Below are 6,044 nucleotides of genomic sequence, written 5' to 3'. Positions count from 1 at the left end.
CCCGCTCCCGCAGGTACGGTGTTTGTCCCTGAATTTGCTGCTTGCTGGAAATAGCAAAGGATGAAAGATGAGTGACTCCGCCCGCGCAGACGCGCTGTTGGCTACCCTCCCGCGATCCGGCCGGGGCCGGCTGAAGGTGTTCCTTGGCGCCGCCCCCGGCGTCGGCAAGACCTTCGCCATGCTCCAGGCCGCCCACGCCCAGCAACGCCAAGGCGTGCAGGTGCTGGCCGGGGTGGTCGAAACCCATGGCCGCGCCGAAACCGAGGTATTGCTCGCTGGCCTTCAGCAGCAACCCCTGCTGCGCAGCCAGTACCGCGGCGTCACCCTCGAGGAAATGGACCTCGACGGCCTGCTCAAGGCCGCGCCGGCCTTGGTGCTGGTCGATGAACTGGCCCACACCAATGCGCCCGGCAGCCGCCACGCCAAACGCTGGCAGGACGTGCAGGAACTGCTGGCCGCCGGCATCGATGTGTACACCACGGTCAACGTCCAGCACCTGGAAAGCCTCAACGACAAGGTCCGCGACATTACCGGCGTGCAAGTGCGCGAAACCCTGCCGGACTGGGTACTGCAGGAAGCCTTCGAGCTGGTGCTGATCGACCTGCCACCCCGTGAGCTGCTCGAACGCCTGCGCGAAGGCAAGGTGTACGTGCCCGAGCAGGCGCGGGCCGCCATCGATGCGTTCTTCTCGCAAACCAACCTTACCGCCCTGCGCGAACTGGCCATGCAGACCGCCGCTGCCCAGGTGGATGCCGACCTGGCCCACGGCTATCGCCAACGCGGCCAGGAAGCCCCGGCCCTGCGTGGGCGCTTGCTGGTGGGCGTGGATGGCGACGACCAGGCCGAACGGCTGGTGCGCCATGCCAGTCGCGTGGCGCAACGCCGCCACCTGCCTTGGAGCCTGGTGCATGTGGACAACGGCCGCCTGCGCGACGAAACCGCACGCCAGCGCCTGCAAGCTGCCCAGCAACTGGCCGAACGCCTGGGCGGGGAGGTGGTACTGCTGCGTGCCGGTGAAGTGGTGCGCACGCTGATCCAGCATGCCGCCGAACGGCGGGCCAGCCTGGTGCTGGTCGGGCAGTCCCGCGACCGCCTGCGCCGGCGCCTGTTCGGTGCCGGTGTGGCCGCGCGGCTGCTGCGCGAAAGCCACGGCCTGGAAATCAACGTGCTGGACCGCGACGCGCAGCCGCAAGCGCCACGTTCGGCGGTGCGGCGGGTGTGGGTCTGGCGCCATTACCTGCTGGCGCTGCTGGCCACGCTCATGGCCGCGGGCCTGGCCTGGGCGGTGTCGAGTGTGCTGGCCCTGCCCAACATCTCGCTGGTGTTCCTGGCCGCGGTGTTGCTGGTGGCGGTGCGCAGCAGCCTGGGGCCTGCGCTGGCCTGCGCGGTGCTGTCGTTCCTGACCTACGACTTCCTGTTCATCCCGCCCAACCTGTCGTTCAGGATCCAGCGCGAAGAAGACGTGCTGACCTTGGTGTTCTTTCTGTTGATGGCTGCACTCACCGGCAACCTGGCTGCGCGCCAGCGTCGGCAGTTGCAGGCGCTGCGCGAAACCCAGGCGCAGACCAGCCAGTTGCTCGACCTGTCGCGCCGGCTGACCGTGGCCACCGACCGCCAGGCGGTGTTCAACGCCGCCGGCCAGCACCTGAACGGCTGGCAGGACATGCAGGTATGCCTGCTGGAGCGCAATGTCGAAGGTCAGTTGCAAGTGGCCAGCGGCGAAGCCCATGCCTTCAACGATAACGAGCGCGCCGCCGCAGAGTGGGCCTGGCAGCATGGCCAGGCCGCCGGTCAGGGCAGCGACACCCTGCCCAATGGCCGCTGGTGGTGGTGGCCGCTGGCGGTGGATGAACAGCCCCTGGCATTGCTCGGTGTGCGCCCACGTTCCGGCCAGCCGCTCAGCGACCCGCGCCGGCGTCTGCTCACCGCCCTTGGTCAGCCGCTGGCCCAGGCCCTGGCCCGCGCCCGGCTGGCCGAACAGCTGGAGGCCGCGCGCCTGCATGGCGAAACCGAGCAGTTGCGCAGCGCCTTGCTTGCGTCCGTTTCCCATGACTTGCGCACCCCGCTGACCGCCATGCGCGGCAGCATCGACAGCCTGCTGGCGCTGGGCGAGGCGATCCCCACCGCCGACCGCCGCGAACTGCTGGAGGGCACCCGCAACGAGGCCGAACGCCTCGACCGCTACATCCAGAACCTGCTCGACATGACGCGCCTTGGTCACGGCGGCCTCAAACTGGCCCGCGACTGGGTGGCCCCGGCCGACATTGTTGGCAGCGCGCTCAACCGCTTGCGCGCGGTGCTGGCGCCGCTGCGGTTGCACACCGACGTGCCGGCCGAGCTGCCGTTGCTGTTCGTGCATGCGGCGTTGATCGAGCAAGCCCTGGTCAACGTGCTGGAAAATGCCGCGCGCTTCTCGCCAGCCAATGGCCGGCTGGAGCTGCAGGTGTCGGTGCAGGACGCCAGGTTGTGCTTCGCCGTCAGCGACCAGGGCCCCGGCATTCCCGTGGAAGACCGCGAGAAGATCTTCGACATGTTCTATACCGCCGCTCGCGGCGACCGCGGCGGGCAGGGCACCGGCCTGGGCTTGGCGATCTGCCAGGGCATGATCGGCGCCCATGGCGGACAGATCCTGGTGGGCGAAGGCATCGATGGCCAGGGCACCAGCATCACTTTATGCTTGCCGCTGCCTCCTCAACCTGAAACCGAAAGCGAAACCCCATGAGTCAGTCCGCCACCCTCCTGGTCATCGACGATGAACCGCAGATCCGCAAGTTCCTGCGCATCAGCCTGGCCTCGCAAGGCTACAAGGTGCTCGAGGCTGCCACCGGCGCGGAAGGGCTGGCCCAGGCGGCCCTGGGCAAGCCGGACTTGGTGGTGCTCGACCTGGGCCTGCCGGACATGGACGGTCAGCAGGTACTGCGTGACCTGCGCGAATGGAGCGCGGTGCCGGTGCTGGTGTTGTCGGTGCGTGCCAGTGAAGTGCAGAAGGTCGATGCGCTGGATGGCGGTGCCAACGACTATGTGACCAAGCCGTTCGGCATCCAGGAGTTTCTGGCGCGGGTGCGCGCCTTGCTGCGCCAGGTGCCCCAGGCGGGTGGCTCGGAAGTGGCGGCCAGCTTTGGGCCGCTGATGGTGGACTTCGCCTTCCGCCGGGTGACCCTGGATGGCGTGGAAGTGGCGCTGACCCGCAAGGAGTATGCGCTGCTGGCGCAACTGGCCGGGCATCCGGGGCGAGTGATTACCCAGCAGCAGCTGCTCAAGGATATCTGGGGGCCTACCCATGTGGATGACACCCATTACCTGCGGATCGTGGTCGGGCATCTGCGGCAGAAGCTGGGCGATGACCCCACGGCGCCGCGGTTCATCATCACCGAGCCAGGGGTGGGGTACAGGTTGGTGGCGCCGACCATGTAACCCCGGTGGGTGCTGGCTTGCCCGCGAAGAATCCAGAGCGATGCATGGCACCGGCTGCGCCGTTGTTCGCGGGCATGCCCGCTCCCACAGGGTCCCTGCTAATTCAATGAGTCATGTGCAGTTCTATGAGAGCTGGCATGCCGGCGATGGTGCCAGAGCAAGCAGTGTAAGACAGTATCTCAGGGGGCGGTTCTCGACTCCAGATCCATTTCCGCTGGCCACTCTACTCGGGGTGCCAGGCGCAGGGCGAACTCACACCAGAGTACATCGTTGTGATCCTTGGGTTCGCCTGGTGGTGGCAGGGCTGAGGGACCTTCCTGCATGTAGGTGCAGATGTAGGCCCAGGCATGCTCATTGGCGCCCATAGTGACCAGAGGGAAACGGTCGATGACATTGTTTGTGCCTGGTGCAACGATGGAGAGTGTGACACCCCATTTGAAAATTAACCCACCGTTTGGCAGTGCGCCGGTTTGTGACCAGCGCTCGGCGCGGACTTGGGACCAGTCATAACTGACCGGTACGACTTTGCCCTTGTCGAATGGGTTCCACCATTGATGCTTGAAGTTGTAGGCGTAGATTTTATTACGGGCCCGGTTGAATCTAATGGGCAGGTCTCGGGGCGCTGAGAGGTCTGCCCGGAACAGGACAACCGTGCACCATGCTGACAATGAGAGCATGATAATTTCCTGAAGAGCACTCTCGATGTCCGTTGGGTCCGTATGCCTGATCACCCAAGGAAGGTCAACCAGGATCGTAATCAGAAAGATAAGTGCCAATATCGAAACGATCCCACGATACGCCATTGCTGAGCGACAAATCTCGAGGTAAATATCATCTTGAAAGTTCGGTGTGTGGGGAGCCAAGCCAGGTTCTAGAATCGGTGCATCGAAGGGCGATGGCAAGTCTTCTTGCCAGCCAGTGCAGGGTGGGATCAGTCTTGGGCGGCTCATTGAATTTTGCTCTTGTTGGTACGTATCTCATTCTCTACTACTACAATCTGAGCAAGTGTTGTTTTGTCGTCTTTGTCAGGCCAGAAGTTTAGGGTGAATTCTATTGCCTGGATGGTGTGGTGGTCGGACAATGGCAGCGCTCCTTGAATGGTGAGGGCTTTAGTCATTGGGTCGACCTTTGTGAATGGCTGCATATCGGGTGGTCTTGAAAAGAGCTTATTGGTCGCTCTGTCTTGAGCTTGCAGTTTCAACGGCGACGAACTGTCTGCGGACAGTACAGCTAATTCACTACCTCTAGGTCCGTGGTACAGACTTAAGCTCCACTCGTAATGCGACAGGTGCTGATTGAAGTTTGGAATGTGAATAAAGAAAATCAGGCCGACGCTTGCCGGGACCGCATTACCATCACTGGTAAATATCGTTGACGCATTTTCTTTGTGGATGGAATGATTGATTTCGAATTGGATTTGAATCGAGACCTCCGCCTCCAAACCGAGGAGGGATGCATTGAGAGCGGCAATGGCCGCGTCCATATCGGTGTTGGTCACCCATTGGCGATGTGATTCCGGTAACCCCCACTTGGTATTTCTGGCCCAAATCTGCGTTGCTGATGATTCTTTGTGCTTGGCTGAAGTTGCAAGCAGATAGGCTGCTATGCCCAAGGTGATGCTTATGCCTATCGGGCCAAGTAAAGCGCTGGAGCCAAATGCGGCCCAGACGCCAAATGCTGCGGCCCCGAATGAAGTGGCACTTGCGAACCGGTAGAGGCGAGCTGCAGAGCCATCTCCCACTCTCTCGGATCTAAGGTTTGCATACCTGTACTGAGCCGCATCCATGACACCAGCAAGCGCAGAAATCCCCGCGCCGAATCTGGCAATGCCTGTCCCCAATGAGATTGTTGTCACCGTCCCCGGCCATGGTATTTTCGGACGCACAAGCGCAACAACCAGTCCCGCCGCTTCGACGCTGGCACCCAACAACCCAAGCGAAGAAGACCAGATCGCCGCAAGCGCCTCCGGGTTGTCCTGATGTGTCTCTTGCAACGCTCGATAGTTCTTGCCAAGGCTATCCTGCTGGAACCACATGCTGCCCAAGGCAAATAGCAGCCCGACGCTTCCGCTACTCGCTGCAGCATCCCGCAGGCTGCGCATCGCATCGCTTGCCACGCTTTGCGCGGCCGTAGAACTGATCTTCAAACCACTCGTAACCTGCGCACGCAGCGTACCCGCACCAATCGCAACATTGCGTACCAGCGCCCCGACGCCACCGGCTGCACCTTCGTGCAACTGCACCAACCGCGCCTGCAAACTCTCGGCGCTTTCGAGCGTCCAGAGCATCACCTCGATCATCTGGCTACGGTTACCCGCTGCCGCAATATTGATCGCGCCACTCAGCACCATGGCCCGCACCTTGCGGCCCAGTGGGTCACGGAACTGCTTGTCTACCTGCTGCAGAAACGCATCGGTCCGCGCCTCCAGGGCTTCGTTGAGCAGGCTCATGTATTCGCCCACTGTCAGCGACACCCGCAGCGGCGTTACCTGCTGCCCCGCAAACAGGGCAAACGCCGAGCGATGCACATGGCCGATCAGGGTCTTGGTCCGTTCACTCAGGTGCTGGCTGAGCGCATTCCCGGCGCTGTTGGTCGCGGCCAGCAACTGGCCAACGGCATCCTGTATCGGC

Annotated in this window: 3 protein-coding genes and 1 pseudogene; 2 read left to right on the top strand and 2 right to left on the bottom strand. The window is 62.8% G+C overall.

All coding sequences use genetic code 11. The features are described 5' to 3' along the window. Positions 1 to 67 precede the first annotated feature (67 nt). Both ACK1U9_RS24275 and ACK1U9_RS24270 read left to right on the top strand, forming a co-directional pair. Positions 68 to 2,722, top strand: a complete 2,655-nt coding sequence (locus ACK1U9_RS24275; protein WP_449110240.1) for a DUF4118 domain-containing protein — start codon at positions 68 to 70, stop codon at positions 2,720 to 2,722. Further along, the gene (locus ACK1U9_RS24270; RefSeq protein ID WP_013973414.1) at positions 2,719 to 3,414 is read left to right on the top strand and encodes a response regulator; all 696 of its coding nucleotides are present in this window, start codon (positions 2,719 to 2,721) and stop codon (positions 3,412 to 3,414) included. Before ACK1U9_RS24275 ends, ACK1U9_RS24270 begins: the two co-directional genes overlap by 4 nt. Positions 3,415 to 3,593: 179 nt before the next feature. On the opposite strand, the gene ACK1U9_RS24265 is transcribed toward ACK1U9_RS24270, so the two are convergent. Together ACK1U9_RS24265 and ACK1U9_RS24260 are read right to left on the bottom strand one after the other, a co-directional pair. After that, positions 3,594 to 4,364 carry a DUF6708 domain-containing protein gene (locus ACK1U9_RS24265; RefSeq protein ID WP_230385083.1) on the bottom strand — a complete coding sequence of 257 codons (771 nt, stop codon included), beginning with the start codon at positions 4,362 to 4,364 and terminating at the stop codon, positions 3,594 to 3,596. Next, a pseudogene (locus ACK1U9_RS24260) lies at positions 4,361 to 6,044 on the bottom strand (hypothetical protein); the annotation flags it as partial. The pseudogene ACK1U9_RS24260 and the gene ACK1U9_RS24265, both read right to left, overlap by 4 nt.

It is taken from the genome of Pseudomonas sp. XP1 (genome assembly GCF_053557675.1).
The sequence above is the reverse complement of the archived record's forward strand: the minus strand, read 5'-3'. Positions and strand labels throughout refer to the sequence as shown.

Excerpts from the sequence above, each read along its gene's own strand:
- ACK1U9_RS24275 (WP_449110240.1), top strand. The coding sequence starts at position 68 with ATGAGTGACTCCGCCCGCGCAGACGCGCTGTTGGCTACCCTCCCGCGA.
- ACK1U9_RS24270 (WP_013973414.1), top strand. The coding sequence starts at position 2,719 with ATGAGTCAGTCCGCCACCCTCCTGGTCATCGACGATGAACCGCAGATC.
- ACK1U9_RS24265 (WP_230385083.1), bottom strand. The coding sequence starts at position 4,364 with ATGAGCCGCCCAAGACTGATCCCACCCTGCACTGGCTGGCAAGAAGAC.